Raw genomic sequence first — 24,915 nt, 5'->3', positions numbered from 1 at the left:
AAGCGCCCGGAGCAGGACGTCCCGGTCGACGGCCACCTCGGCGACATCCCCGGCGACCGGCGGTGAGGTCGCCGCCCAGGCCCGCAGTTCCGCGGCGATCAGGTCCTGCCGCACCGCCTGCCGGCACTGCTCGCGGATCACGTTGCGCGCGACGCCGATCAGCCAGGCCAGCGGGGCGTCGGGCACCACGTCGCGTCGCCGCCACGCGATGACGAACGTCTCGCTGGCCACCTCCTCGGCGAGCGTGCCGCCGACCCGCGTCACCGCGTAGGCGTACACGCGGGCGAAGTACCGACCGAACAGCTCGTCGAACCATTCGGTCGGCTCCTGGTCCGCGCCCTCGGCGGAGGACCCCGGGCCGCTCACCCCACGCTCGTCCAATCCCGTCACACTGAGAAGTGAGCAGAACAAGCCCGATATCACTAGAAGCGGGAAACGAACTTCCACTCGCCCGGGGAAGATACCGAAGCCCACGGATGCACGCCCGTGTGCGGACGGTCACCGCGCCTCCGTCCTCTGTGGTCACAGCGGACTGACTCTCGTCCGTGCCCCTCTCACCGCGTCGCCGACCCGCAAGACCCAGGCCAGCACTTCTGCTTACGTATCATTCCGTGGTGATGTCAGTAGAGAGTGATGTGTTGAGGGTGCTCGCGGACCCGCTCCGCGCGCGGATCGTGTCGTTGCTGGCGGTCGAGGCGCTGTGCACCTGCCACTTGGTCGAGGAGACCGGCGCTAAGCAGACCAACATCTCCAACCACCTACGCGTCCTCCGCGACGCCGGGCTGGTGGACACCGAGCCGTGCGGCCGCTTCACCTATTACCGCCTCCGCCCAGAAGCGCTGGACGGCCTCGCCGCGCACCTCGGCGAACTCGCCGACGCCGCCCGCGTCGCCCAAGCCGCCGACAGGAAGAGGCCCTGCACGTGACCTCGACCGAATCCACTGCCTCACCGTCCGCGCCCGCCGAATCCCGGCTGATCGGCAGGCTGTCCACACTGGACCGGTTCCTGCCCGTGTGGATCATCGCCGCGATGGCGGCGGGTCTCGGGCTTGGCCGCGCGGTCCCTGGGCTGGACGACGCCCTGGCCAAGGTCGAGATCGGCGGCATCTCGCTGCCGATCGGGCTCGGGCTCCTGGTCATGATGTATCCGGTGCTGGCCAAGGTCCGCTACGACCGGCTGGGCGCCGTCACCGGCGACCGCCGCCTCATGGTCTCCTCGCTGATCCTGAACTGGTTGGCGGGCCCGGCGGTCATGTTCGCCCTGGCCTGGAGCTTCCTGCCCGACCTGCCCGAGTACCGCACCGGCCTGATCATCGTGGGCCTGGCCCGCTGCATCGCCATGGTCATCATCTGGAACGACCTGGCCTGCGGCGACCGCGAGGCCGCCGCCGTCCTGGTCGCGCTGAACTCCGTCTTCCAGGTCGTCGCCTTCGGCACGCTGGGCTGGTTCTACCTCAAGGTCCTGCCTGCCTGGCTCGGCCTGGACACCGACGACCTGCACTTCTCCACCGGCGAGATCGTGGTGAACGTGCTGGTGTTCCTCGGCGTCCCGCTGCTCGCCGGGTACCTGACCCGCCGCACCGGCGAGAAGGCCCGCGGACGCGACTGGTACGAGACCCGGTTCCTGCCCCGCATCGGCCCCATCGCCCTCTACGGGCTGCTGTTCACCATCGTCATCCTGTTCGCGCTCCAAGGGGACACGATCACCGGACGGCCCGCCGACGTGGCGCGCATCGCCGTCCCGCTGCTGGCCTACTTCGCGCTGATGTGGGGCGGCGCGTTCGCGCTCGGCCGCGCCGTCCGGCTGCCCTATCCGCGCGTCGCGACGCTGGCGTTCACCGCCGCGGGGAACAACTTCGAGCTCGCGATCGCCGTCGCCATCGGCACCTTCGGCGTCACCTCGGGCCAGGCACTGTCCGGCGTCGTCGGGCCCCTGATCGAGGTGCCGGTCCTGGTCGCCCTGGTCTACGTCAGCCTGTGGGGACGCCGATTCTTCCGGGCCACGCACCAGCCTGGACCGCACCCAGCCCTGGAGGATCCGCGGTGATACCGACGACCGGATCCGCCCCGAAACGGTGTTCCCCGAAAACGCGCTGTGCCGGGTGGCGATCGGTACCTGGAGCCGGGGGTTAGGCGCCTCGGCGGTGGTGTGCCATGTTGATGACGGTCTTTTCGCGGGTTTGTAGCCAGCCCGGGTGAACGTTGTCGCCTACCCGCGCCTTCACGGAGGGGTGGAAGTCTTCCGGCTCGATGCCGTCGTGGCCGTGCCGGACGATCGCGCGGTACAGGTCGTCGGACGTGACCAGTACCAGCGGAGCCGTCGTGCGGCGCAGTTCCTCTTTCACGCGCTCGTGGTCGAGGAGCCGGAACGCGACGTCCAGGGCCTCGCCGAAGTGGCCTCGCCCGTCGAAGTAGGTCTCCCCCGCGTGCAGGACCACGCGGACCCTCACCTGGTGCACGGGGTCCAGCGCGTTGTGTTCGCTGAGGGATGCTCCGAGCGCGGGCAGCACCGTGTCGAACATGCGGGTCTTGGGGACGCCGTCCACGGCGCGGATGAGCGCGAGGACGCCGTCCCCTCGGTCGACGAACGCGTCGCGGTGGCGCCTGCCCAGACCGGCGGCGGCCAGGGCGTCTTCGAGCGCCCGGTACAGGACGGCCCGCAGCCGCGCCTTCCCGGGGTCGGGGAAGCCGGTGGAGCCCTCGATGTCCGTGGCCAGGATCGTCCGGTGCCGCGGCGCTAATCGCCTCTCGGTCGAATCCATGTGAATCATGTTGAATCGCAGCATGGGTCCTGTCAAGAAGCTAGACCAGTGCTGCACTAACGGTTGACACGGAGTTCGTCACCCTGCTTGCGTGTGCACCGGTTCGACTCATAATGAATCATGGGATCTATGACTGCGGGCGACGACGAGCCGGACGCGCTGGCCAGACGGCGGCGGCTGGGCGCCGAGCTGCGGCGGGTGCGGACCCTCGCCGGGCTGTCCGGCCGGGAACTCGCGCGGCTGACCGGCCTCAGCCAGTCCAAGGTGTCGCGGATCGAGTCGGGGACGGCGATCCCCCCGCTGCCCAAGGTGCTCGCGTGGGCGGAGGCGGTGAAGGCGACGGAAGAGGCGAAGGCGCACCTCGTCGCCCTGACCGAGGCGGTGTTCACCGATGTGCACACGTGGGGCGACGCGCGGCGCGACCGTACGCACCTGCAGGACGGCATCGGCCGGCTGGAACGGACCGCGCGGCGCGTCCTCGTGTACGAGCCGTCCGTCGTGCCCGGCCTGCTCCAGACGGCCGAGTACGCCCGCCGCGTGTTCACGCTGCTCGAACCCGAGATCACGCCCGCCGAGCTCCCGACCGTCCTCGCCGCTCGGCTGGAACGCCAGATGGCCCTGTTCGAACCGGACCGGGCCTTCGCCTTCCTGATCACCGAGGCGGCGCTGCGCTGGCGGCCCGGTCCGCCGGGCCTGCTGCGGGCCCAGCTCGACCGCGTCGTGTCGCTCAGCGTCCAGGACAACGTCGCCATCGGCGTCATCCCGCTGGACGCCGAGGCCGTCGCCAGCCCCCCGCACGGCTTCGTCCTCTTCGAGATGGACGCGGAAAGGGACGGCGACGGCCTGGCGATGATCGAGACCGTCCACGCCAATCTGACCGTGAACGACCCGGCGGGGCTGGACCTTTACCGGCGCCGGTGGTCGCGGCTGGAACGCATGGCCCTTTACGGCGACGAGGCCAGGGCGTTTCTCGACGACCTCGCCCGCTCATTCGAGGGAGAGCTCCGATGAGTCGGCCCGCGTTCGCTCCGGGGGCGTCCCGGCGATTCCGGAACGCCCCCGGAGCGGCGGCCTCAGATGCCGAAGAGCTCGCGCTTCACGCGCTCAAGCTCGCCGTCGATGATGCGGCGGCGGTGCTCGGCGTACTCGGCGGCGCCGAACACCAGCCCCGGCTGGTAGGGGTTCTTGGAGTCGCGGATGATCACGACCTCGCCCAAGTCCTCGACCACCACGCAGCCCCCCTGGTTGCAGGAGCGCCTGGTCTCGGGAAGCGGAACGCGGTTCATTCGAATCCCTCTTTTCTTTCGGGGCGGGTTTCCTTTCACCTCCGATCAAAGCAAAAAGCGCTCGAACGCCATATGGCACGATCCCTGTTATTCGCATGTTCCTCGCGCATGCGGCGAACATGCCGTCCCGCGGAATTATCCGAGCACCACGCAACGAAAGCTGGTCGACGTGAAGTACGAACTGTTAGGCCCGGTGCGGGCGCACACGGGTGACGGCTGGGTCGCATTCCAGCCGCAGGGTGAACTGTTCCTCGCATCGCTTCTGCTGGCCGAGGGACGGCGCGTCGGGCACGACCGGCTCGTCGAGTGCGTTTGGGGAGACGCCCCGCCCAGCGACCCTCCGGACCAGCTCCGCCGCCTGGCCCTCCAGGTGCGCGACACCCTGCGGCGACGCGAAGTGATCCGAACCGAGCCCGGCGGCTACGGCATCACGGTCGGCCGGGAAGAACTGGACGTCTTCCGCTTCCGCGAGAAGGTCGCCCAGGCCGAGACGGCGGACACGGAAGACGCCGTCCCCCTCCTCCAAGAAGCGCTCGGCGAATGGGGCGGCAGCGTCGAGCCCCTCCCCGGCCGGCACGGGACATGGGTCGACTCGGTCCGCCGAACCCTCCAGGAAGAACGCCGCGAGGCGCAGAACGCGCTGTTCCTCGCCGAACTCCGCTCCGGCGGCAACCCCAATCTCGCCGCCGACATCCGGGGGACCATCGACGAGCGAAGCGGCCCCGAGGACGACCTCCGCGTCCTGCTGATCGCGGCGCAGTTCCGTTCGGACGGCCGCTGGCAGGGCGCGGCCGACCTTGAGCACGTCCTGCGGGAGGCCGACCGGAAGGGGGTGCGTGCCAGCGATCGCCTCCTGCGCGTCCTTCGCGGCCCCGGAGAGGAGGTTCCGCGGGACGAAGAGCGGGCGCGGCGGTCCGGCCCCGTCTTCAACAACACGGCGACGGGAAACGCGAGGGTCGGCAACCAGGGCATCGCCAACGGCCCCATCCACATGGGCGGCTCCGAACGAGAGGAGCAGTCGTGAACGGCGCGGCCGGGTACGGGTTCCACAGCACCGCCAAGGACCAATCCAACGTCGCGAACCAGGGCATCGTCAACGGCGACGTCCACCTCTACGTGACGGACGGCGCCACGCCGCCGCCGGAGATGCTGGAAAAGGCCCGCAACTGCCTCGCGGCGGGAATGGCGCAACCGGCGCGGGTCTGGTTCAAGAACCTGTTCACCTCCGGGGCGAACAGGTCGAACGAAGTCCTGTACTACTGGATCCTCGCGATCGTGAGCCAGCGCACGATCGCCGACCTGAACGACGAGGAGTACGGCGACCTCAACAGCGCGTTCGCGTACGTCCACCACAACCCCGCCGACACGTGGTCGGCGGCCATCGGGGTGATCTGGGAGTTCATCGAACTCCGGCGCCGCCAGGAGACGGCCGAGGAGACCGACCCGGCCGATCTTGAGAAGGCCAAGGAGAACTTCGGCCGCCTGGTGGTGGAGCGCCAGGTCGAGATCCAGCTCCACCTCAACCGGATCGAGACGGGTGCGACCCAGGACGCCGTCGAGGACGTGGCGGCCGAGCGGGTACGCGTCAACCGGATGCGGGACGCGCGCCGAGACCGCGTGTGGAAGTACTTCGAGCCGGTGCCCGAGCGGCCGCGCCCGCAGATGCCGCAGGAGCCGCGGCTGACGTCCGTTCAGACGTTCCTCGCCGTCATCGGCCTCCCCGTGCTCGCCCTCGGCTTCCTCCTCCCCCTGGTCACGGTCTTCTCGCAGAAGCCCGCGTTCGTCCTGGTGCTGCTCGTCCCGATCATCGCGGGCGGCGCGCTCCTCGGCTACTGCGGCCCTCGGTGCGTCCCGTCCCGGTACGTCCCGTTCGACACGCGCTCCGTGCCGGACCCCGCGTTCCGCGCCTCCATCGACGGCGCGGTCGACCGGATCTTCACCGAGACGGGATGGCCCGCCGGGAGGCACCGGTCCGTCTGGACCGCGCACACCCGTCGGATCAGGAGCCTCCTCGCCGCGGAACTGGCCGGCCTCTACACCGTCCCGCGCATCCGGCCCGGCGGAATCGACTGGCTGATCCGGTGGCACGCGCAGCAGACCTTCCAGCGCTGGTGGACGGGCGACCTCCGGGAGCGGCGCCGCTCCACCGCGGACATCGTGGGGGCCGTCCTCGGCGCCGTCGCGGGCGGCCTTGGAACGCTCGTCCTCCTGGGCGCCGCCGTCCTGGTGATGAAGGCCGCCGTGCTGCTCGTGTTCCTGATGCTGCCCGGTGGGGCCGCGTTGACCGCCGGGAGCCGCCTGGACGTCTACCTCCTCCGGCGGCACCGCCTTCCCGCCGAACGCGACCTCGCCCAACGCCGGTGGAACGCCGAGTGCCAGGAGTACGTGCGGTGGACGGATTCCCTCAGCGATCGGCCCACCGACGTGGAGATGGCGAAGTGGCTCCACTATGACGAGATCCACCTGATGACGATGATCCGCAAGCAGTACCGCCTGGCCAACGTCGACGTGATCGAGTACGCGGTGCTGACCGAGCCCGCGCCGGGCGCCCGCCGCGCCCGCGTACGGCGCGGCCCCTGGCGGTACACCGCGTACATCGTCTGGTTGTACCTGCTCACCGAGGCGGGAGTGCGCCAGGTCACCGTCCATCTGGACTTCGCCACGGGGATCGCGAGCAACCAGCGGCGCACGACGTTCCGGTACGACGCGATCGCGTCGGCCGGGATCCAGGAGATCGGCGTCGGCTTCGCCGACGGCCGCCGCGAGGTACTCCCGTTCGACGGCAGGCTGCTGATCGGCAAGAGCTTCACGCTCGCCCTGCTGAACGGCGAGAACTTCCACATCGACATCGAGAGCCTCAGCGAGGCCCGCGGCGAGCAGGACGACGTGGACTGGCTCATGCACCTCTCGCTCGACGGGGCCGTCGCCGACAGCGCCCTTCGCCTGCTTGAGGAGGTGGCGGCCGAAGGCGGCGAGCGCGTCTCGCAGAGCCGACGCCGCCGCGGATTCCCGCCGTTCGCTGAACCGGACAAGGGGCGAGACGCGTAGCCGGTGTGCCGCGCGGCGCTAAAGGGCGTCGGGCGGGAGACGGGAGAGGTAGGGGGATCGGCCGCGGAAGCCGCGTTGGAATCGGGCCGGGGACCCGGTACCGAGGAGTTCGCGGAACCAGGATTCGTGCTCGCCTTGCTCGAAGAGGATCGCTTGGACGATGTCGTAAGTCCGGTGGTCCTTGTCTTGGGTGAGTTCGCACAGATGGGTGTAGTGGCGGGCGTCTTTCCGGGCGGATTCGAGGAGTGCCGTCACCAATGCGTGCGGGTCGTCGCTTAGTGAAGGTTCGTTCGGGGGTTCGGCGGTCGCGAACAGGACGAGATCGTCCGGTAGGCGTCCGTCCAGTTCGTAGATCCTGGTCACCAGGGCGTCGAAATGGTGATGGTGCTCGGCGCGTACGTCCGTGAGCACCTCTCGCAGATCCCGGCCCATCACGGCGGCCAGGCTCGCGTTCAGAACCGTGTAGCGGTAGTGCGCGGACAGTTTCGCCCGGGCGGCCGACGTCAACTCCCGGATGAGGGCGTCCACGTCGACACCGGCGCGCTCGGCGAGTTCGCGCGCGACGCTGCTCATGAGCGGTCTCCCCTCGCGAGGCGACGGGCCCGGTCAGACCGCCGACGTTTCCGCCGGGGTTTCCGCCGAGGTCTGCGCGAGCGTGCGGTCTTCGGGGTTGAGGCTCAGGAACACCGCGCCGGCCAGGGCGCCTCCGAGCAGATCGGCCAATAGCCAGATCCATATCTTCGTCCAGGCGAACAGGCCCATGGTCGCCGCGCCCAGGGCCACCGCGGGATTGAACGCGCCTCCTGAGGCGCCCCCGACCGCGAGCGCGCCGGCCACCACGGTGAATCCGATCGCGAGCCCATAGAAGCCGTTGTTCGGGTGGTCCTTGCTGGTCGCCACGTTCAGGACGACATAGGCGAGCGCGAACGTGAACACGACCTCGGCCAGGAGCGCCGTCCCGAGCGCGCGTCCGGACGGCGACAACTCCGTGACCCGCCCCGGATTCACCACGTATTTGGCGGCCAGCGCGGCGGCCACACCCGCGACGATCTGGGTCCCCCAATATGCGACGGCGTCGGCCAGGCTGATCCGTCCCCGTAAGAGCACCGCCAGCGTCACCGCCGGGTTGTAGTGCGCCCCGGACACGTGCCCGCCCGCGTACACCATCACCATCAGCACCGCGCCGATGGCCAGCGGGGCGAGCGGGGCCTTCGCCAGGACCGTGCAGCCGACGGTGAAGACGAGAAAGAATGTTCCGATGAACTCCGTGACATAACTGCGCATGTCCGTCCCCCTGCCATTGCGGAACCGCGGCAATTCATTTCCCGCGGTCCACCGATCGTGTCACCTCATTCGAGGGCCGGGACGCCGGGCCGCCCTTACGGGCTCATTACGGCCACGAGTGCTTCACGGATAGGTCGTGGCCTGGTCGAAATAGGTTCGCGTTGGAAAAGGGCAAAATGGTCACGCATTCGTTCGAGCCCGGCGGGCGACCTGGGGGCGGGATCAGGCGGGCGGGGCCGTGGGGACCCAGATCTGGACGGTGCCGCGCGTGCCCGCCCTGCTCCATTGACCCGTTTGCCCCGGTGGTCGATCGATGTGTTCGGGCCTGCGTGCGGGTCGGCCGGGCCGCACGCGGACGACCGTTCCGTCGCGGCCGACGCAGGCGAGCCACTCGGCCTCGGGGCCGACGATCAGTTCCTCCAATGCCCCGCCGGGAGGCGTGAGCGACTGCAGGCGTTTGCCTGTGCGGACGTCCCAGAGCTGCACCGCGCTTCCGCCCGCCGTGGCCAGCCAGCGACCGGCCGGGTCCACGACGAGGTAGCTGATCCAAGCGTTCTTCACCCGATTGGTGAGGTCGACTTTCGATTCCGCGCCGGGCATCGGCCAGACGCGGACGGTGGCGTGAGTTCCTCCGACGCAGCCGAGCCATTGACCGCCGGGGCCGTAGAAGAGCGCTTCCGTGCCGCGGCCGGGCGGCTTCAGGAGTTGGAGCCGCTCACCGCTCGGGATATCCCAGATTTGTACGTCGCTTCCACCGACGACCAGTCGGCGCCCCTCCGGGTCGGCCGCCACGACACCCGCTCCCCATTGGCCCGCCCACCTTTCCAGGAGCAGTTCGTAAGAGGGGACGGACCACAGCCGGACCGTGTGAATCCCATCGACGGCGGCGATCCAGTCGCCCTTGGGGCTCACCGCCAAGCCCTCGATGTCGCCCCACATGCCGTCGAGCACGTGGAGCCGGGTGCGAGTGGCTTGATCCCACAGTTCGACGAGTCCCTCGGAGGCCGTCGCCAGCCAGGTGCCGTCCGGTCCGGTGACCACCTTCGGCGCGGCGAGGTGGCGGACCCGGTCCAACCGGGCCAGCAGCCGTTCCAGCGAGGGGGGCTCGTCGCCGGGCCGCCGTGGGGTCGCGTCGTCGGCCGCTGCGTCCTCCGGGGCCGGGGGCGCGTCCGGGGGCTCGGGATCCTTTCGCGGGGCCTCATCCGTCGCCGGACTCAGATTCCGCGCGAAGAGGGGACGTTTGGTCACCGGGCGCGTGCGACCGGTCGAAGCGGCCAGGGCATCGAGCAGAACTTCCGAAGAGGCGGGCCAGTCGGTGAGCGCGGCATAGCCGGTGAGGAGGTTGTCCAGCAGCCTTGCGGGGAGGGTGGTGCCCGTCTCGGCCAGCAATTCCTGGGAGAGTTCGTCGGAGCGGCGTAGCACTTCGGCGACCGGTCGGCGCGGCGGCATCGGCTCCAGGCGTGGAGTGAGAAACGCGCCCGCGTCCGCCATTTCCGGGAGCAGTATTCCCACGACCGGCTTGGCGGCGCCGCGCGTCCGGGTCAAGGCGGCGTGGATCTCCCAGTCGACCCAGCGCCGGGTGTAGGTCTCGCGCCCGACGAGCACCACGAGGAAATCGCATCCGGCGATCCGTTTGCGGATCTCGCGCCGTACCTCCGGCCCGGTGTCGATCTCTCCCGGATAGATGGAGGAGCTGCGAATGGCGGTCCCGTGCTCGCGTTCGAACCTCTCCCTGGCAGCGGCATTCCCGCCGTGGTAGTAGCTGACGAAGACGGCGGCGGGATTCGGCCCGGACGAATCGGCAGGGTCCCGAATCCCGTAGCGGTCGAGGACCAACTGCTCCGACGGCGCCGGCGCCTGTTCGCCTCGCAGGTCCAGCAGGACCTGGGCAAGCGGAAGGCTCGCCAGATACGCCTCCAGCGCGCTTTCGAAGTCCTGCTCGAAGCGGGGATCACCGGCGACGTACTTCGGGCCGGTGAGAGTGGCCTTCAGGGTCTGCTGGCCCCACGGAAAGGAGTACTCCACCGGCTGTCTCCCCGGCTGCAGGTCGGAATGGTCCCAGCCGAGGACGACCACCAGGGGGCTGCCGGGTTCGAGGACCAGTCGGCGAATTCGGCGGCGGCCCCTGAGCAGGCAGTCGATGACGTGCCGCCCATCGGAGAGGCGATTGACCTCCAGCCATTGCGCTTCCTTCCGCACATATCCCAGCAGCCCTCCCACGTAGAACGTCACCCGCCGGTCACCGGTCTGATGCAGTTCCGCACCCGCCAGCGACCGTGCCTGCGAGGGCAGCGCCGGCCGGTCCGGCGGAGGCGGCGGCGTCCACGGCTCGCTCAGCTCCCCCTCCAACCACGCGGCGAGTTCGCGGGAGTTCTCCGGGCTGACCCGAGGCCCGCCCGGCACCTTGAACCAGTCGTCCCGCGCCTGTAGAAAGCCCGATGCGCGGACGGCCGCGGTGAGCCCCGCCTCGCTGAGCGGCTGCCCGTCGACGGCCGGAGGATAGAACTCGATCAGCGCTTCGGCTTTGTCGTAGGTGAGCCGATGAAAAAGCCCATACGGCTCGCCCCGGCGCAGTAACCGCACGCGGAACGGCCCCGCGTCCTCGTTGCTCAACTCCAGCACGTGCACGTCGTCTCCCGTCCATGGCGCCCGAGCACAGGATCGCCCACGAACCGCGCGCCGTGGAGGAATTCCGGGACGGGGACGGCGCCCGGCGGGCAGGTTAATGTTCACGGATGGAGACTGCGGCCTTCACCGCCGCCGCGAGCGTTCTCGTGGCCGTTCTCATCTACGTGCTCAACCAGCGCGGGCAGGTGCGTCAGGAACTTCGCCAGGCGCGCCTGGCACGGGTGAACAGCCAACTGCGCGACCTCTACGGCCCGCTGCACGCCCTGGTCGAGGTCAACGAACGGATCTGGGAATCGCTCCGTGCGGCCGGTCTGCCCGCGAAACAGGATCGGCGGCCTGGCCAGGCCCAGTGGGAGGACTGGCCCCTCTGGCGGGACGGAGCGCTGATGCCCGCCAACACCAGAATGCGGGACCTCATCATCAGCCACGCGGATCTGCTGATCGAGCCCGAAGTCCCGGCGCCCGTCCAGGACTTCTGCTCCCATGTGACCTCTTTCGAAGTCCTGCTCACCGGTGCGGCCAAGGACGCTTCGAACAAGGCTTTGATTCCTCATCCGGGCACCGCGTACCTCGACTACGTGAGGGCCTCCTTCGCGCTGCTGAAAGCCGAACAGCACCGGTTGCTGAGCCTCACCGCTCCCCGCTAGCGGCAGCCTCACCGGAAAAGGGACGTCAGCCGCCCGGTAGGGCAGACTTGTGCCGTGATCAGAACGCTGCGGCCGAAGAACTACGACGAGGTCCTGCACGTCGGGCATTTCTTCCGCAAGGGTGTCCCGGTCGTCATGGACCTCACGGCGCTGACCGACGACGTGGCCAAACAGTTCGTGGACTTCTGCGCCGGGCTGATCTGCGGGCGGGGCGGCAAGATGGAGCGGCTGAGCCAGCGCGTCTTCCTCCTCCAGCCCCCGGTCAAGCCCCGGATCGCCGCCGCGCATATCCCCGATCTGGCGCACGTCGCCGATTGAGCCGATTCACCGGCACCTTCCCTCGGCAGCATGGCTTTGGCCAGGGCGGCGGCGGTCAATGGGAGCCGGGGGAGGCCATGAGCGCGTCGGCGAGCGGGGTCCGCGTGTAGAAGGTGCGTCCGGCGTGGCGGGCTTCGAGGACGAGGTTGTTGGCGCGGAGCACGGCGATGTGGCGGGACAGCTGCGACGCCGAGATCCCGGTCTCGGCCTGGATGGTGGCGGTCGAGGTGGCGATCGTGATCGTCGTGAGGATTCTGGCGCGGGTGGCGCCGAGGAGCCTGGCCAGCGCGTCCGGGTCGACGGGCGGGGGCGGACGGTGGGGCATCGGGAAGACCATCACCGGCGGCAGGCACGGGTCCGCGAGGACGACGGGCGTCGCGGCGCAGAACCATGAGGGGATCAGCCGCAGGCCCCGGCCGCCGAGACGGACGTCCAGCGGCATCGGGTAGCGGGCCTCCAGGACGCGGTCGGCCGGATGCCAGACGGCGTACGGCCGCAGGGCCGCCAGCGCGCCCTCGATTCCCTCCGCTCCCGCGGCGCCGAGGAGCCGGGTGTGCTCGGTGGCGACGTCGTCGCGGATGCCGGACCAGCGCGGAGCCAGCACGGCCGCGTGGTAGGAGCGCACGTCGTCGCGTAACAGGCGCAACGCGTCCGGACGTCCGGCGGCGAGCTCGGCGCCCCAGCTCGGAGCGCCGCTGCGGGTGGTGAGACGGTCCAGCTCGTGGCCGATGCGGGCGCGCGGGGTGGACAGCACCGTGTCGAGCCCGGCCTCCAGGCCCTCGGTCCCGGTGTGCGGGGTGAGGAAGTCGGGCCAGTAGGAGGACGCCGGGGCGAGGGGCAGGAGATGGTCGCGGACGCCTCGCCCCAGCGGCCGTCCGGACAGCGCCGCCAGGGTGTCGGCGCGCCACCGCGCGACGTCGGCGGGGGCCGCGGGGGCGCCGCGGCGCCGTCCCAGCCAGTGCAGGCTCAGGACGAGCTCCCAGAGCGCATCCGGCACGGGAGAAATATGGGTTCTTTCCAGATCTTCCCGGTCAAAATGAATGCGCAGCGTCACGCCGCGGAAATACCCCGGCGGCCGCCTTCGCCAACGCCTTTGCGCCCGGCCGCAAAGGCACGGGTATAAAGGTCTGTCGTTGCCGTCGCCCGCCAGGCCGGGTATCACCACCACCCAGCAAAAGGAGAAGCCTGCAAATAGGAAGAAGTGCCGCATCGCCGCCAATAACGTCCAGCGCGCAGCGTGCCGCCCCCGTCGCCCGTCCCCCGTCGAGTCGGAGCCTGCGACGGCCGCGCCCACGGCCATGCCGCCGCGACCCCTCGCGCGCATCTGCATATCCGATGAGTCTGATGATGGATTGGTGCCTCCAGATAAAGGTGAGTTTGGTCAACGCTTGCGGAACACGGGGGGCCGGGCGGCGTCCAGGGGCAAACGATTCCCTGGAGCGGCGCTAACGCACAAGGCTATAGTCGTCGGGTACACGGATATGGCCAATCGGACCACCGCCGGGGGGTTCATTCGGCGCGCGTGTCGTTATAGTGTTGCAATGGTTTCTCTTGGGCGGAGGGAACTTTCGTGGTGGACGATTCACGGGCACCGGATCCGCGGTCGACTCCTGCCATTGACACCTCGGTGTCGCATTCGGCGAGGATCTGGGACTACTGGCTGGGCGGGAAAGAGAATTACCTGGTCGATCGGCGGCTGGGCGACCAGATAGCCGAGGTGCTGCCCGACATCGTCGACCAGGCCCGGGCTGATCGGGCGTTCCTGAAGCGGGTCGTGAGCTTCTTCGTGGAGCAGGGGATCCGGCAGTTCCTGGACATCGGGACGGGGCTGCCGACCGCCGACAACACCCACGAGGTGGCCCAGCGCATCGCCCCCGAATCGCGGGTCGTCTACGTCGACAACGACCCGTTGGTGCTGGCCCACGCGCGGGCGCTGCTGACCAGCACTCCACAGGGAGCGACCTCGTATCTGGACGCCGATATGCACGATCCGGAAACGATCTTGCGAGGCGCGCGCGAGACCCTGGACTTCTCCGAGCCGGTGGCGGTGACGATGCTGGGCGTGGCATGGCATATCACCGACGACCAGGAGGCTCTCAGAATCGTCGGGCGATTGATGGAGGAAACGGCGCCCGGAAGCTATATCGCCATCGCCCACCCCACGATCGAGGCCACCGGCGAGAGGATGGCGGAGGCGATCCGGCAATGGAACCAGTTCGGAAAGCCGCCGGGTATCCACCGCAGCCCGGCGCAGATCGCGGCCCTGTTCGAGGGGCTGGAGCTGGTCGATCCCGGCGTCGTGTCGTGTACGCGCTGGCGTCCCGAACCGTTGCCATTCGGTGAACCCGAGGAGTCCGATCAGTACTGCGGAGTGGCCCGCAAGCCTCAATCAGCGGCTTGAGGATCGCGGCGGCGCGCGGCGCGAGTCGGTACACACCGGCCGCCGACAGGTCCTTTCCTTGTACTCCTGTCTCTGGGAGCATGGCTGCCCGGTGGACGCCTTGTCCTTGCTCGCGAACTGACTGCACCATGCATGCTTTGTCGAGTGGGGAAGCGTGTCTGACCAGAACCCGGATGGGCGCGAACATCCCGGCGGGTGAAGGATGCCAGATGGTATTCATGCTCCTGCCCGTGCCGCGAAACAGGTCACCCCTAATCTCTGTTCCGCACGCCCGCCGGGGTGGCGGGATGGGCCGTGAACTGGTACGGCTAGAAATGAGAACTCGGCATCTCGGATCCTTCCGCGATGCCGCGGAATGGGTGCCGCGCGTCGCCCGGAACAGCGTTGCTGGAACGCGCCAAGAGGGGGCGGTGTGACGGCGGCGCTGGGAGGCCAGCTCATCGCCCAGTTGTCCGGGCAGATGAGTGCCGATGACGCCCCGGGTCCGACGATGCCGCGACTGCTGCTGGGCGTCCGGCTGCGCCGACTCCGCGAGCAATGCGGACTGAACAGGCTGAGCGCGGCGCGGGTGGTCGGTTCCGAGGCCCGGTTGGCGAGCATGGAACTGGGCCTGATCGGGTCCCGGATCGACGACGTGGTCGCGCTTTGCGACCTTTATGAAGTCGAGGAGCACGGCGCGCGGGTGGCGCTGGTGGAGATGGCCCGGCAGTCGCGTCGGCCCGGCTGGTGGCAGCCGTTCCGCCAATTGATCCCCGCCTGGTTCCTGCCGTACCTGGGGGCCGAGCAAACGGCCGCGGTCATTCGGTCCTATGCCGTCCAGTCGATTCCCGATCTGTTGCAGACACGCGACTACGCCCGCGCGCAACTCGGACTGTTGCCCGGCGAGACCACCGATGAGCAGACAGAAATGCGCGTCCAGTTGCGAATGCAGCGCCAGCGCATCCTCTATTCGGAGCAGCCCACGCGTATCTGGACCATCATCGACGAGGCGGCGCTACGCCGTCCCGTGGGCGGGCCGGCCACGATGCGAGAGCAACTGGAGCATCTGCGTCGCCTGTGCGAGCGTCCGAACATCACCGTCCAGGTACTGCCGTTCGAACTGGGCGGCCACCCGGCGCTGGGCGGCCCGATCACGGTGCTGCGCTGGCGCGATCGCGAACTGCGGGACCTTGTTTTCCTGGAGCAGTTGGACAACGCGGTGTATCCGTTCCGGCCCGGCGACAGGGACTACTACCGCCACGCCATGAACCTTCTCGGGACGCAGGCGCCGCCTCCCGACCGAACGCCCGAGATGCTGGACGAGCTGATCAACTCTATGTGATCAAGTCGTGTCGTAACGTGTCATCCGGCACAGACACGGCGGTGTCCGCCATGCCAGGCTGGCGGGAGCGGGTCGGTGTCAGCGCGTGATGTGCCCGCCGTGCGGCATGCCCCAGACGCCATGATCGGACCACCATGAGCCACCGACTCTTCTACCCAGCGGGAAATGAGGAGCTCGCCGCCGATCTCCGGCAGTTACACACCGAGTGCGGCGAGCCGACCTCCTCCAGTGTCATCCGCATCGTTCCGCGGCTCGATGAGCTCTTTCCTCTCAAGCACGGCCGCTCGTCCCTTCCGACGAGCCTGTCCCGCTCGAACATGAGTCAGTTGCTCAGCGGCGCCCGCCAGGCATCGGCCGCGTCACTCGCGGTGCTCGTACTCTGCTTCCTCCGCTGCGCGGCGGAGAACGGCAGCATTCGGACCGACCCGGCCACCGGCGCCCCACTCGGATGGGAGGCGATTCTGGAGGCGTGGCAGGAGCGGCTCCGCCAGGCGAAGCAACAAGACGATGTCCGTGCCGCGAACCCGGAACCGAATTCGTCGGCGCCGGACGGCCGATTGTCGGTGTTGCCGTCGGTGGCGTTGGTCGCTCCCGGCTCGTCCCGCCGCACCGCCGATCCGATCCACCTGGAGCCGGGCGAATCGGCCGTGCTCAGGGCCCATGGCGCATACGGCGACGTCCTGGCCGAGCGGGCCGCGCTCGGAGACCCCGAAGCCATCTACCAGCTCGCCGTCGCCCTGGCCCTCTACCCCGAATACCGCGCCAAGGCGGTGGCCTACCTCCTCAACGCGACCGCCGCCGACCATCCCGCGGCATCGGGCCTGCTCCCCGGCCCCGACGACGGCATCGACGTTCGCCACGCGCGTGCACGCGCCAACTCGCTGGCCGAAATGGCGGAGGCGCACGGCTATGAGGCGGCCACGCACTTCTTCCGGCTCTGCCTCCTGCGCACCGACATCGGCGACCGTCCCGTCGCGGTCGAAGGCGACGAGCCGCACTGAGTCCGGGTCCCCCGTCGACCGGCCCGCGCTGAGGTTTCCCTCCACTCGGCTCTGCCGACGATCGCCCGCATTGCCGGGCGAATCGGTGCGAGTCGACCGTGTTTACGGCGGTGCACCCGCTTGCACATTCGTTCACGACCGTTCACCGGCGTTCACCAGGAGTCACCGAACGGCTTTTCTGCTTCACGAATAACTATTTGGTGGCGAACCGGCGAGCGCACGCCGCACGGGACGGAATAGTTCCTCACATCGTTTCGGTCCTCTGACCTGCGACACCACGCTGGAGACAACCGTTGACGCCCCCCATGTCCACCGCGCGCCGCGCCGGCGAGCGCGGTCGCCGCACCGGCCCGCAAGGCGCGGACGAGGCCGCCTTGGCCATGACTTTGACGACCGTCTGGATGGTCAGGACGGGCCGCCTCCTCGACCGCAAGCCGATCATGCACGAGCTCAGCGCCGAGGAACTCGTCGAGTTCTGGGACGACCCGTTCCGCGAAATCGCCACGAAAGCATAGGTGGGTCCATCTTGATCGACCGTATGGGATTCTTCCTGCAGAACGTTATCGGCCAGCCGAACTTCTCCGGCGCCAAGCCGCGCCACCAACTGCTGGCCGCCAATGACATTCCCGGATTCTCGCAGCACGACGAGGCCACGAAGATCACCCTGCGCGACGCCGTTTACCGGATCACGCGGCAGGCGTGCGACACCGCCGGTGTGCCCTGGCGCGCCGCCCGCCCCGAGGACCGCGGTGACGGGATCCTGATGATTCCCACGTCCGCGGGTCTGGAAGGCCTACTCACGCTTTTCCTGGCCGAGACCCGGTCCGGAATCAGAAGCCACAACAAGACCGTCCTCGACGAGCGGCACACGCTCCGGCTGCGGATGGCCCTGGCCGACGGCTACGTGCACCGGGACCGGCACGGCGTCATCGGAACGCCCGTCAACCTCCTCTTCCGCCTCCTTGAGGCGGAGGCGTTCAAACGGCAGTTGAAGGAGAGAAACGCCGAATTCGGTCTCATCGTCTCCGACGCGGTCTACCAGACCGCCGTGGGATACCGCCTCATCGGCGGCGAGTCCTTCAATCTCACTCCCGTGGACGTCAAGGAGACGCACACCAAGGCATGGACCTGGATTCCCTTCGACGCGCACGACGTCCCGTAGCCGAAACGCCGGGCACGGGCGCCGGCGTCTTTGCCGGAGCCCGTGCCGGGGGTGGCGCTCAGACCGGGGCGAGGCGGCGGAAGCGGCTCGTGTGGAAGACCAGCGGAGGAGTCTCCGGCCTGGCCGCGAGGCTCAGCACCTCCAGCAGGACGATCACGTGGTCGCCGGCCGGGATCTCGTCGTGGAGGCGGCAGTCCAGCCAGGCGGTCGCGTCCAGGACGAACACCCCGCCGCCCGGACGGGCCTCCCAGTCGACCCCGGTGAAGCGGTCGCCCTCCTTGCGGGACAGGCGCAGGCAGGCTTCGTTGTGGTTCTCCGCGAGCACGCTCAGCCCGAGCCGGGGCGCGTGCCGCAGCCTCGGCCAGGTCTCCGAGGTGTTCTGGACGCAGATCGACACCAGCGGCGGGGCGAGCGACACCGAGGTGAACGTGCTCGCCGCCATGCCGGTCGGCGTCCCGTCGACGAGCGCGCACACCGCGGTGACACCGGACGGGAAGCACCCGAAGGTCCGCCTGAGCACCGCGACGTCCTCGGTGACCTCCTGCATTTCGATCACCTGTCCGTCAGGCCGTGGCGAGCGAGGGGGCCCGCGCCGGGTCCAGCCCCATCGTGATCAGTCCGGCCATCTCGGCGCAGGCGTAGGCGTTCGGCGGCATGATCGCCGCCGTGGTCACGTCGCGCAGCATCCGCTCGTAGCCCCTCGGCCGCATCAGCGCGTTGAGGCCGCCCGCGGCGGTGCCGAGTTCGACGAGGCGTCCGATCGCGTCCGCCAGCATCAGCTTCGCCTTCAGGTAGGCGTGGCAGGTGGGCAGGCCGGGCCCGATCGTGTCGGCGTGCCACGCGGCCTGGTACATCATCAGCCGGGCCGCCTCGACGTGCGTCGCGACGCGTCCGATCGCGGAGCTGATCGTCGGGTGGTAGCCCATCGGCTGGGCGTAGCCCTTGGCGGTGCGGGTGCCGAGGTTCTCGGTCAGCCAGGCCACCATCCCCTCGGCGAGGCCGAGGTAGCAGCCGGTGTAGCCGCCCCAGCTCACCGCCGCCTGCGCGACGATCCAGTTGGTGACGAAGTCGTCGATCGGCCCGAGGACGAGTTCCGCCGGGACGTGCGCGTCGGTGATGTTGACCTTGTTGCTGCGCGTCGCCCGCATCCCGAGCGTGTCCCAGACGTCCTCGACGACGATCTGCCCCGGCTGGTCGACCGGGAGCAGGAACGCGACGACCGACGTCGGGTCGTCGCTCCAGTCGGGACGGGCGAACATGAAGGCGTAGTCGCTCGCCTCCCAGATCGACGCGAACATCTTCGTCCCGGTGACGCGCAGCCCGCCGTCGGCGGCGCGGGCGGCCGTCACCGTCGGGAGGAACGTACCGGGCAGGAGGCTCGACGAGGACGGCTCCGACAGCGGCGCCGAGATCAGCGCGCCGTCGTCGATCACCAGCGCGGCGACGTGCTTCTTGACCTCGGGGTCGAACGACGGCAGCTCCGCGGCGATGCGGGTCGCCACGTAGTGCATGTTGAAGCCGAGGGCCGTCGAGGCGTCGCCCTGCGCGAGCTGCTCGACGGTCGCGAGCCACGCCGTGGACCGCGCGCCGAGCCCGCCGAGGTCGGTCGACAGCCCCGCCCCGTACAGCCCCGCTTCGCGCAACGCGGCGAAACTCTCCTCGGGAATGGCGCGCCGCTCGTCGGCCGCGGTGGCGCGCGGCGCGATCTCGGCGGCGAGCCGTTTCCCGATCTCCGCCATTCTCAGGCTTTGTTCGTCCAGCCGGAAATCCATTGTTCCTCCACGGGGTTCAGGTGGCGGGTCGGTGAACGCTCTTCATCTCCGTCGCGGCGCACGGGCCGGATGAGAAATGTTCAGTCCCACATCGGGGGGCGCGCGTTGTCGAGACTGACGTTGACGACCTTCGTGGCCTGGTACTCGGTGATCGTCTCCGCCGCGCCCTCGCGCCCGAAGCCGCTGGCCTTCACGCCGCCCTGGGGCTGGCCGAGGGGGGTGGCGAACCAGGTGTTCACCCAGACCATGCCCGCCTCCAGGCGCGCCGCGATGCGGTGCGCGCGGGCGAGGTCGGTCGTCCAGACGCCGCTGGCGAGGCCGTAGGCGACGGCGTTCGCGCGGGCCACGGCGTCGTCCTCGTCCGTCCAGCGCTCGACGGTGAGGACGGGGCCGAAGAACTCGTCGCACGAGGCGCTCGTCCGGCCGTCCGGGTCGGCGAGGACGGTCGGCCGGTAGAACGCGCCGCCGCCGAGGTCGCCGCCCAGCTCGGGGACGACATGTCCGGCGGCGACGGTGACGCCCTCGGCGACTGCCTTGTCGACCGCCCCCGCGACCCGGTCCCGGTGCGCGACGCTGATCAGCGGTCCGAGCTGCGTCGACGGGTCGAGCGGGTCGCCGACGCGGATCCGCTCGGCCCGGGCCGCGACGCGTTCCAGCAGCTCGTCGTGCACGTCGGCGTGCGCGAGGACGCGGGACGAGGCGAAGCACACCTCGCCGTTGGCGGCGAAGATCCCGGTGAGGACGTCGTCGGTGAGCGTGTCGAGGTCGGCGTCCGGGCCGACGACGAGCGAGCCCTTGCCGCCGAGCTCCATCAGCGCGGGGGTCAGCGCGCCGCCCGCCCGGCTGAGGATCGTCCGCGCGGACGCCGTCCCGCCGGTGAAGCTGATCTTGGCGACGCGGGGGTCGGTGACGAGCGCGTCGCCCGCGCTCGCGCCGAGGCCGGTGACCACGTTGACGACGCCGGGCGGCAGCAGGTCCGCGATCGCCTCGACGAAGCGGACGGTGCTCACCGACGCCAGCTCGGACGGCTTCACCACGACCGTGTTGCCCGCCGCGAGCGCCGGGGCCAGCTTGTGCGCGACGGAGATCAGCGGCGAGTTCCACGGCACGATCGCCGCGATCACGCCGAGGGGCCGCCGGGTGGTGTAGACGTGCGACGACTCGGGCGCGCCCTGGATCGTCTCGCCGTGGATGCCCCGCGCCATCCCCGCGAAGTAGCGGAAGATCTCCGCCGCCGTGGGGACGTCGATCAGCTCCGCCTCGCGGATCGCCCGCCCGTTCTCGGTGGCGAGCAGCGCGGGCCACTCCGCCGCCGTCGCGGTGAGCCGGTCGGCGATGGACCACAGGACGGCCTGCCGCTCGGCGAGGGACGTCGTCCGCCAGGTCTCGAACGCGGCGGCCGCCGCCCCGACCGCTTCGGCCACGACCTCGGCGTCGCAGTCGGCGACGTGCGCCCACGTCCGGCCGGTCGCCGGTTCGACGGCGGGGAGCGTCTTGGCGACCGGCCGCCGCTCACCGCCGACGATCGCCGGCAGCGGCCGGTCGATCGTCAGGCGGCCGGTGGCGACCGTGGTCACGAGTCGAGCCCGATGTGGGCGGAGTGGAACGGGTTGTCGATCACGATGCGCCACGTGCCGTCCGGGCGGCGGCGGAAGACGTTGGAGTCGATCGCGCTCATCTCGACCGGCGTGCCGTCCGGGCCCGTCCCGGTCAGCTCCCAGCGCAGCGCGACGAGGACGATGTCGTCGGCCTCGACGCGGTGCAGTTCCTTGATCGACAGGTGCGGCTTGAGTTCGAGGAACTCCGCGAGCGCCGCGCGGAGCTGGTCCATGCCGCGCGCCGGGGGCGTCCCCGGGCCGGTCTGGAACACCGTGTTCTCGTCCCAGCAGGAGAGCGCGCCCTCCAGGTCACCGGCATTCATCGTCTCGACGAACAGATCGTTGAGCTCCGTGACACTGTTGTGTGATCCCATGTCCGAGACGCTATAAATCGTCCATTCCCAGCACATCACCTGTTCATGGGAAGGCCGCGGTCACCCGAAGGGGGGATCAGCGCAGGAACAAACCCGCCAGCTCGACCCGGGAATGCACATGGAGCTTCGCGTAAATCGACTTTAGATGGTGTTTAACGGTGTTCGGGCTGATGTGCAGGCGCGCGGCTATCTCCTGGTCGCGCCGCCCGGCGGCGACGAGTTCGGCGATGGCCGCCTCCCGGCCGGTGAGCAGGCGGCGCAGCGCGGGCGGCAGCTCCGGCGCGGACGACTCCGCCGACAGGATCGACACGATCACCGAGGGCCGCTCGGGCAGCGGCGCCGACGTCACGCTGACCTCGGTCGGCGCGCCGCTCCCGGCGGACCGGACGGTCAGCCGCCGGGTCGCCTCGCCGCCGTCGATCGCCGCGTCGAGGACGGACCACGCGTCGTCCGCCGCGTCGAGCAGGGCCCGCGCGGGCCGGTTCGCGTGCCGCTCGGCCCGCTCCAGGTCGGTGACGACGATCGCCTGGCCGCTCGCCTCAAGGGCGCCCCACCACGCCGCGCGCTCGGCGTCGATGGCCGTGACCAGGTCGGTCGCGGCGACCGCCGCCTGGAACATCATCGCGGCGACCGTCGCCCGCCGCCGGTCGCCCTGGTCGAAGGCGGGCTCGCCGCCGTTGCGGGCGAAGTTGACGGTCCCGACGATCTCGCCGCCGCTGACCAGCGGCGCGCACATCACGTGCGCCATGTCGTAGTGCCGGAACAGCTCCCGGACGATGGGCGCCTGCCGCCACTGGTCGGCGGGCGCGACCAGCGAGTCGTCGAAGGCCCGCCGCGCCGCGACCGCGCCGCGCAGCACCGGGTCGACCGCCCGGCCGAAGCGCTCGTAGCGGTGGACGTAGAACCGGCTGAGCCCGCGCACCGCCGACGCGCGCGTCTCGCCGGTCCGGGGGTCGAACAGGTAGACGCCGTAGGCGAAGGACGGCACATGGCCCGCGACCCACTCGAAGTAGCGGTCCTGGAGCTCGTCCAGCCCCCTGGCGGTGACGAGCACGGCCAGCCCGGAACTCAAGCGCTCCTCGTCGGCGACCATCGCGTCGCCGACATCGATGTCGTCGCCCATCCAGCGAGTATGCGCCGCCGACACACCTTCGTGCTAGACGGAACGGCCACCGATTGTCGCTCCGACCTGCGAAGTCATGATCGTCCACGCCCTCGCCGGGGGAGCGTCAGCGGGCCAGGATCGAGCGCACCGTCTCGGTGACGACCTTCGGCGCGTCCTGCCGGGTCAGGCGGTCGGCGCGGATCTCCTCGGCCGCGCCGTGCAGGACGTACTGGATCACGCCGACAAGCCAGGCGATCGGCATGTCGGTGCGGAAGACGCCCTCGTCCTGGCCCCGGCGGATGAGCTCTTCGAGCCGCTGGGCGGGGGCCGCGTGCATCTCGCGGATGCGTCCGGCGGGCAAGGTGCCCTCGGCCGCCGCCAGCAGCGCCATGGACTCGGCCACCAGGGACCAACTGGATTCGAGCACCCGGCTGAGCACGTCCCGCGCGTCGCCGGTGAGGTCGATGGCCGACAGCACCTCGTCGCCCGCGCGCAGCGCGTCCGACAGGGCGGCCTCCACCAGGGCGGCGCGGTTCGGGAAGTGGCCGTAGAGCGTCATCCGGCCGACCCCGGCGTGCCGGGCGATGTCGTCGATGCTCGCGTTCGAGTTCTCGCTGAGGCATTCGCGGGCGGCGCCGACGATGCGGGCGATGCTGCGCTCGGCGTCCGCGCGGCGGCGGCGCCCCGGTGAGGCGGTGGGCATGCCCACACTCTAACTCGTACTGCGGAATACGTGTTAACCTCCGGACATTGAAGTCGTATATCGCAGTACGAGTTAGGAGCGGAGGCCCCCGATGACACACCAGGCCCACGAACCGTCCACCCGGCAAGACGCGCGGAATCCGCTGCGCTGGCGCATCCTCGGCCTCCTCGGGCTGGCCCAGCTCATGCTGATCCTGGACGTCACCGTCGTCGCCATCGCGCTGCCCCACATCGAGGCCGACCTCGGCCTGAGCCGCCAGGCCGTGACCTGGACGGTCAGCGCCTACACCCTGACCTTCGGCGGCCTCATGCTGATCGGCGGGCGCGCCGCCGACCTGTTCGGCGCGCGGCGCGTCGTCCTCGCCGGGCTGCTGGTCTTCACGGCGGCGTCCCTCGTGACCGGGCTCGCGGGCGCGGGCGGCCTGCTGCTCGCCGGACGGGTCGCCCAGGGGCTCGGCGCGGCGCTGCTGTCCCCGTCCGCGCTGTCGTTCGTGGTGAGCCTGTTCGACGGCGAGGAGCGCAACAAGGCGCTCGGCGTCTGGTCGGCGCTCGGGGGCGGCGGCGCGGCGCTCGGCGTCCTGCTCGGCGGGGCGCTCACCGCCGGTCCCGGCTGGCCGTGGGTGTTCTACGTCAACGTGCCGATCGGCCTCGCCGTCGCCGCCGCGCTCGCCCGGATGCTGCCAAGGCGGGACGTGCCCCGGGCGCGCGGCGGGCTCGACCTGCTCGGCGCGCTGCTGGTCACGGCCTCGTCCGGGAGCCTGATCTACGCGTTCATCCGGGCCGGGGACCACGGCTGGCTGACGGCCGCGACCGGGCTGCTCGTGCTGCTCGCCGCGGTCGGCTACCTGGCCTTCGTGGTCAGGCAGCGGACCGCCGCCGCGCCGATGATGGACCTCGCGCTGCTCGTCCGGCGGACGGTGGCCACCGGCACCTTCCTGATCCTCGTCGCCACCGCGCTGATGATCGCGGTGTTCTTCCTCGGCACGTTCTACTTCCAGCACGCGCGCGGCTACGGCGCGCTGCGCACCGGCCTGCTGTTCCTGCCGGTCGCGGCGGCGACCATGCTCGGCGCCGACCTCACCGGCCGCGCCATCGCCCGGACCGGCGCGCGCCCGCTCGCCGTCGCCGGGCCGCTCGTCGCCGCCGCCGGGATGGCGCTCCCCGCCCTGTCGATGCACACCGCGACCGTCGTGGCGGGGACGGCGGTCGCGGGCGCGGGGACGGGCGCGATGTTCGTCGTCGCGTCCGCGACCGCGCTGGGCCGGGTCGCCCCGCACGAGTCGGGCATCGCGTCCGGCATCGTCAGCACGTTCCACGAGTTCGGGGCGTCCATCGGGGCCGCCGTCATCTCCAGCGTCGCCGCCGCCAGTCTCGTCGGCGACACGCTCGACGGCTTCACCGACGGGTTCGTCCTCGCCGCGGTCGCCGCCGCCGGCACGGCCGCCGCGGCGGCGGTCCTCACCCCGGGCCGTCCGACCTCCTACAGCGTGTAGGGCATACTTCCGG

Annotated in this window: 26 protein-coding genes; 13 read left to right on the top strand and 13 right to left on the bottom strand. The window is 70.2% G+C overall.

Going from position 1 to position 24,915, the window contains the following annotated elements:
* Positions 1-366 (bottom strand): RNA polymerase sigma factor (locus tag ACH01S_RS37405; RefSeq protein ID WP_303621480.1); only part of this gene is annotated, 366 nt, incomplete at its 3' end.
* Between the two features lie 272 nt (positions 367-638).
* On the opposite strand from ACH01S_RS37405, the gene ACH01S_RS37400 reads away from it, so the two are divergent.
* The gene (locus ACH01S_RS37400; RefSeq protein WP_246236538.1) at positions 639-926 is read left to right on the top strand and encodes an ArsR/SmtB family transcription factor; all 288 of its coding nucleotides are present in this window, start codon (positions 639-641) and stop codon (positions 924-926) included.
* Positions 923-2,047, top strand: a complete 1,125-nt coding sequence (gene arsB, locus ACH01S_RS37395) for an ACR3 family arsenite efflux transporter (protein WP_067903702.1) — start codon at positions 923-925, stop codon at positions 2,045-2,047. The genes ACH01S_RS37400 and arsB overlap by 4 nt, the downstream gene beginning before the upstream one ends.
* Before the next feature lie 82 nt (positions 2,048-2,129).
* Here arsB and ACH01S_RS37390 read toward each other — a convergent pair whose 3' ends face one another.
* Entirely contained in the window at positions 2,130-2,762 is a 633-nt protein-coding gene (locus ACH01S_RS37390) for a hypothetical protein (RefSeq protein WP_067903699.1), read from the bottom strand.
* A gap of 120 nt (positions 2,763-2,882) precedes the next feature.
* Between ACH01S_RS37390 and ACH01S_RS37385 the strand changes: the two genes are divergently transcribed.
* Positions 2,883-3,773 carry a helix-turn-helix domain-containing protein gene (locus ACH01S_RS37385; RefSeq protein ID WP_067903695.1) on the top strand — a complete coding sequence of 297 codons (891 nt, stop codon included), beginning with the start codon at positions 2,883-2,885 and terminating at the stop codon, positions 3,771-3,773.
* Between the two features lie 62 nt (positions 3,774-3,835).
* Here the strand turns inward: ACH01S_RS37385 and ACH01S_RS37380 are convergent, their stop codons facing one another.
* Positions 3,836-4,048, bottom strand: a complete 213-nt coding sequence (locus ACH01S_RS37380; RefSeq protein ID WP_067903692.1) for a DUF397 domain-containing protein — start codon at positions 4,046-4,048, stop codon at positions 3,836-3,838.
* 169 nt (positions 4,049-4,217) lie between these two features.
* On the opposite strand from ACH01S_RS37380, the gene ACH01S_RS37375 reads away from it, so the two are divergent.
* On the top strand, positions 4,218-5,072 hold the full coding sequence (locus ACH01S_RS37375) for an AfsR/SARP family transcriptional regulator (protein WP_067903689.1): 855 nt from the start codon (positions 4,218-4,220) through the stop codon (positions 5,070-5,072).
* A complete protein-coding gene (locus ACH01S_RS37370) occupies positions 5,069-7,096 on the top strand; it encodes a hypothetical protein (RefSeq protein ID WP_067903686.1) in 2,028 nt (675 codons plus the stop codon). Before ACH01S_RS37375 ends, ACH01S_RS37370 begins: the two co-directional genes overlap by 4 nt.
* Before the next feature lie 18 nt (positions 7,097-7,114).
* Here ACH01S_RS37370 and ACH01S_RS37365 read toward each other — a convergent pair whose 3' ends face one another.
* From ACH01S_RS37365 to ACH01S_RS37355, 3 genes are all read right to left on the bottom strand, one after another.
* Positions 7,115-7,669 (bottom strand): ferritin-like domain-containing protein, encoded by a 555-nt coding sequence (locus ACH01S_RS37365; protein WP_067903683.1) that lies wholly within the window; start codon positions 7,667-7,669, stop codon positions 7,115-7,117.
* Between the two features lie 33 nt (positions 7,670-7,702).
* Positions 7,703-8,413, bottom strand: coding sequence for an MIP/aquaporin family protein (locus tag ACH01S_RS37360; protein WP_218010533.1), 711 nt, complete (start codon positions 8,411-8,413; stop codon positions 7,703-7,705).
* Positions 8,414-8,602: 189 nt separating this feature from the next.
* Positions 8,603-11,008, bottom strand: coding sequence for a TIR domain-containing protein (locus ACH01S_RS37355; protein WP_067903677.1), 2,406 nt, complete (start codon positions 11,006-11,008; stop codon positions 8,603-8,605).
* 107 nt (positions 11,009-11,115) lie between these two features.
* Here ACH01S_RS37355 and ACH01S_RS37350 point away from each other — a divergent pair, with 107 nt between their 5' ends.
* Together ACH01S_RS37350 and sepF are read left to right on the top strand one after the other, a co-directional pair.
* Positions 11,116-11,655, top strand: a complete 540-nt coding sequence (locus ACH01S_RS37350) for a hypothetical protein (protein WP_067903674.1) — start codon at positions 11,116-11,118, stop codon at positions 11,653-11,655.
* Between the two features lie 54 nt (positions 11,656-11,709).
* The gene (gene sepF / locus ACH01S_RS37345) at positions 11,710-11,973 is read left to right on the top strand and encodes a cell division protein SepF (RefSeq protein WP_067903671.1); all 264 of its coding nucleotides are present in this window, start codon (positions 11,710-11,712) and stop codon (positions 11,971-11,973) included.
* Between the two features lie 55 nt (positions 11,974-12,028).
* Here sepF and ACH01S_RS37340 read toward each other — a convergent pair whose 3' ends face one another.
* Positions 12,029-12,970 (bottom strand): helix-turn-helix domain-containing protein, encoded by a 942-nt coding sequence (locus ACH01S_RS37340; protein ID WP_083981580.1) that lies wholly within the window; start codon positions 12,968-12,970, stop codon positions 12,029-12,031.
* 576 nt (positions 12,971-13,546) lie between these two features.
* On the opposite strand from ACH01S_RS37340, the gene ACH01S_RS37335 reads away from it, so the two are divergent.
* From ACH01S_RS37335 to ACH01S_RS37315, 5 genes are all read left to right on the top strand, one after another.
* Positions 13,547-14,374: an SAM-dependent methyltransferase gene (locus ACH01S_RS37335; protein WP_067903737.1), complete on the top strand. Its 828-nt coding sequence runs from the start codon at positions 13,547-13,549 to the stop codon at positions 14,372-14,374.
* A gap of 412 nt (positions 14,375-14,786) precedes the next feature.
* Positions 14,787-15,695 carry a DUF5753 domain-containing protein gene (locus ACH01S_RS37330; RefSeq protein ID WP_083981579.1) on the top strand — a complete coding sequence of 303 codons (909 nt, stop codon included), beginning with the start codon at positions 14,787-14,789 and terminating at the stop codon, positions 15,693-15,695.
* Between the two features lie 134 nt (positions 15,696-15,829).
* The gene (locus tag ACH01S_RS37325; RefSeq protein WP_067903668.1) at positions 15,830-16,696 is read left to right on the top strand and encodes a hypothetical protein; all 867 of its coding nucleotides are present in this window, start codon (positions 15,830-15,832) and stop codon (positions 16,694-16,696) included.
* 380 nt (positions 16,697-17,076) lie between these two features.
* The gene (locus ACH01S_RS46380; protein WP_255220379.1) at positions 17,077-17,211 is read left to right on the top strand and encodes a hypothetical protein; all 135 of its coding nucleotides are present in this window, start codon (positions 17,077-17,079) and stop codon (positions 17,209-17,211) included.
* An 11-nt stretch (positions 17,212-17,222) separates the two neighbouring features.
* Positions 17,223-17,858: a hypothetical protein gene (locus tag ACH01S_RS37315; protein ID WP_148344223.1), complete on the top strand. Its 636-nt coding sequence runs from the start codon at positions 17,223-17,225 to the stop codon at positions 17,856-17,858.
* Between the two features lie 58 nt (positions 17,859-17,916).
* On the opposite strand, the gene ACH01S_RS37310 is transcribed toward ACH01S_RS37315, so the two are convergent.
* From ACH01S_RS37310 to ACH01S_RS37285, 6 genes are all read right to left on the bottom strand, one after another.
* Positions 17,917-18,405, bottom strand: a complete 489-nt coding sequence (locus ACH01S_RS37310; RefSeq protein ID WP_067903658.1) for a flavin reductase family protein — start codon at positions 18,403-18,405, stop codon at positions 17,917-17,919.
* 16 nt (positions 18,406-18,421) lie between these two features.
* Entirely contained in the window at positions 18,422-19,630 is a 1,209-nt protein-coding gene (locus ACH01S_RS37305; protein WP_067903655.1) for an acyl-CoA dehydrogenase family protein, read from the bottom strand.
* Between the two features lie 80 nt (positions 19,631-19,710).
* The gene (locus ACH01S_RS37300) at positions 19,711-21,207 is read right to left on the bottom strand and encodes an aldehyde dehydrogenase family protein (protein ID WP_148344222.1); all 1,497 of its coding nucleotides are present in this window, start codon (positions 21,205-21,207) and stop codon (positions 19,711-19,713) included.
* Positions 21,204-21,602 (bottom strand): YybH family protein, encoded by a 399-nt coding sequence (locus tag ACH01S_RS37295; RefSeq protein WP_067903652.1) that lies wholly within the window; start codon positions 21,600-21,602, stop codon positions 21,204-21,206. The genes ACH01S_RS37300 and ACH01S_RS37295 overlap by 4 nt, the downstream gene beginning before the upstream one ends.
* A gap of 76 nt (positions 21,603-21,678) precedes the next feature.
* On the bottom strand, positions 21,679-22,725 hold the full coding sequence (locus tag ACH01S_RS45570; RefSeq protein ID WP_067903649.1) for a LuxR C-terminal-related transcriptional regulator: 1,047 nt from the start codon (positions 22,723-22,725) through the stop codon (positions 21,679-21,681).
* Positions 22,726-22,831: 106 nt separating this feature from the next.
* On the bottom strand, positions 22,832-23,410 hold the full coding sequence (locus tag ACH01S_RS37285; protein WP_067903728.1) for a TetR/AcrR family transcriptional regulator: 579 nt from the start codon (positions 23,408-23,410) through the stop codon (positions 22,832-22,834).
* Positions 23,411-23,501: 91 nt separating this feature from the next.
* Here ACH01S_RS37285 and ACH01S_RS37280 point away from each other — a divergent pair, with 91 nt between their 5' ends.
* Positions 23,502-24,902, top strand: a complete 1,401-nt coding sequence (locus tag ACH01S_RS37280; protein ID WP_067903646.1) for an MFS transporter — start codon at positions 23,502-23,504, stop codon at positions 24,900-24,902.
* Positions 24,903-24,915: the final 13 nt, after the last annotated feature.

The sequence above is a fragment of the Actinomadura chibensis NBRC 106107 genome (assembly GCF_001552135.1).
Lineage (GTDB): Bacteria > Actinomycetota > Actinomycetes > Streptosporangiales > Streptosporangiaceae > Spirillospora > Spirillospora chibensis.
This window is presented reverse-complemented; position numbering and strand designations above follow the sequence as displayed.

Bases quoted from the DNA above. Each gene is read 5' to 3' on its own strand.
- ACH01S_RS37305 (WP_067903655.1), bottom strand. From the start codon at position 19,630: ATGGATTTCCGGCTGGACGAACAAAGCCTGAGAATGGCGGAGATCGGG.
- ACH01S_RS37390 (WP_067903699.1), bottom strand. From the start codon at position 2,762: ATGGATTCGACCGAGAGGCGATTAGCGCCGCGGCACCGGACGATCCTG.
- ACH01S_RS37385 (WP_067903695.1), top strand. From the start codon at position 2,883: ATGGGATCTATGACTGCGGGCGACGACGAGCCGGACGCGCTGGCCAGA.
- ACH01S_RS37310 (WP_067903658.1), bottom strand. From the start codon at position 18,405: ATGCAGGAGGTCACCGAGGACGTCGCGGTGCTCAGGCGGACCTTCGGG.
- ACH01S_RS37280 (WP_067903646.1), top strand. From the start codon at position 23,502: ATGACACACCAGGCCCACGAACCGTCCACCCGGCAAGACGCGCGGAAT.
- ACH01S_RS37350 (WP_067903674.1), top strand. From the start codon at position 11,116: ATGGAGACTGCGGCCTTCACCGCCGCCGCGAGCGTTCTCGTGGCCGTT.
- ACH01S_RS37325 (WP_067903668.1), top strand. From the start codon at position 15,830: ATGAGCCACCGACTCTTCTACCCAGCGGGAAATGAGGAGCTCGCCGCC.
- ACH01S_RS45570 (WP_067903649.1), bottom strand. From the start codon at position 22,725: ATGGGCGACGACATCGATGTCGGCGACGCGATGGTCGCCGACGAGGAG.
- ACH01S_RS37380 (WP_067903692.1), bottom strand. From the start codon at position 4,048: ATGAACCGCGTTCCGCTTCCCGAGACCAGGCGCTCCTGCAACCAGGGG.
- ACH01S_RS46380 (WP_255220379.1), top strand. From the start codon at position 17,077: ATGACTTTGACGACCGTCTGGATGGTCAGGACGGGCCGCCTCCTCGAC.
- ACH01S_RS37365 (WP_067903683.1), bottom strand. From the start codon at position 7,669: ATGAGCAGCGTCGCGCGCGAACTCGCCGAGCGCGCCGGTGTCGACGTG.
- ACH01S_RS37285 (WP_067903728.1), bottom strand. From the start codon at position 23,410: ATGCCCACCGCCTCACCGGGGCGCCGCCGCCGCGCGGACGCCGAGCGC.
- ACH01S_RS37295 (WP_067903652.1), bottom strand. From the start codon at position 21,602: ATGGGATCACACAACAGTGTCACGGAGCTCAACGATCTGTTCGTCGAG.